At 40.2% G+C, this 1,217-nt stretch carries 1 protein-coding gene and 2 pseudogenes; 1 reads left to right on the top strand and 2 read right to left on the bottom strand.

What is annotated here, in order from left to right:
* Positions 1-94 (top strand): annotated as a pseudogene (locus F560_RS25865) (transposase); the annotation flags it as partial.
* A gap of 252 nt (positions 95-346) precedes the next feature.
* Here the strand turns inward: F560_RS25865 and F560_RS25430 are convergent.
* Positions 347-700, bottom strand: a complete 354-nt coding sequence (locus F560_RS25430) for a hypothetical protein (protein WP_083932185.1) — start codon at positions 698-700, stop codon at positions 347-349.
* A gap of 151 nt (positions 701-851) precedes the next feature.
* Positions 852-1,217: pseudogene (locus F560_RS26710) on the bottom strand (IS3 family transposase); the annotation flags it as partial.

The following is a 1,217-nucleotide window of genomic DNA, read 5'->3' as shown; positions in this document are numbered from 1 at the left end:
TCTGAGCATTCCGAAGCTTCGCAAAGGCAGCTATTTTCCCTCCCTGCTTGAACCCCGGAAGCGTGCGGAAAAGGCATTGCTTTCCGTTGTACAGGTTGACGGGACGCTTCCAATTCGCAAAGTTGCTCATGGTGGTATCTCACCATAATCGACCTGTCCAATGTAACGGAAAAGCGTTATTAAGGGTATAAAATTCAAGCATTGAAGTACGTACAAACGAATTGGTGAAATTTTTATACAGGTATTACATGGGTCATATGTGATGGGTTCATTCGGTACGAGGTATCCTCCACCAAAAAAGAAACCTTGAAAGGCACAAGGCCAATCAAGGTTTGAGTGTAATTACTTATTTCCTGTTAACTGTGATTGAGTTGCATAATACCTCAACATTAATTGGAGGAGCAATAACCTTACAATTTAACAGTTCTCTATCGTCTTGAGAAAAATCTGAAATTTCAATATCTTGGATGAAGTAAGGTATTTGTGACAGTTTCATCTCTCTAAGCGGTTTTTCTCTATCTTCGACACTAGTAGTAAAAAGCACTTTTGAACATCCCGAAAATAATATTTCCACATTTCCCTCTGAGTCTTCAAAAACTAAGGTAACATCATCTAAAAAATTTGTTGGTTCTAATTTTAAGACACGTGCATCCCAATAATGCAGATTCTCCAATTGCACTTGAATCTGTTGTGCTTTCAACAATTTTGACCTCATTTCTTGATTGGAATGTGAGCATCCGGACTTTTCCTATCAACGATGTTTAAATTTACATCCAAAGGGTTTCCTTTTTCATCGTAGAAATGGACATGTGGACCTCAGTCAATAGTCTGGACACATAAAATCGAGAAAATTACGCAGCTTGGCAAAACATATGTTCGTATTGATTTGGCGTATAATACCCTATAGCAGAGTGGATTGTTTTTCCATTATAGAAGCGCGTGATGTACTCAAAAATCTTCTCCCTGGCTTCTTTCTTTGTTTTGAACTTATGCAGGTAAACGAGTTCTTTTTTCAACACACTATGAAACGGCTCAATACAAGCGTTGTCGTACCGGACAACCGCCTGGAATCCAAGAAAATTCTGCGGATCCATTTTTCAAGCTGCTTACGGCGTTTGCTGCGATTGCTTTCCTTGCGTTTCGTCCATTCGTAGTAACCGCTTTTGGAAACGCCGAACACGGAGCACATCTTCGCGACACGGAACTGCAAGCGGTGT

The sequence above is a fragment of the Cohnella laeviribosi DSM 21336 genome, assembly GCF_000378425.1.
Taxonomy (GTDB): Bacteria; Bacillota; Bacilli; order Paenibacillales; family Paenibacillaceae; genus Cohnella; species Cohnella laeviribosi.
Note: the sequence above shows the minus strand (reverse complement) of the source record. Positions and strands in the feature narration are given on the sequence as shown.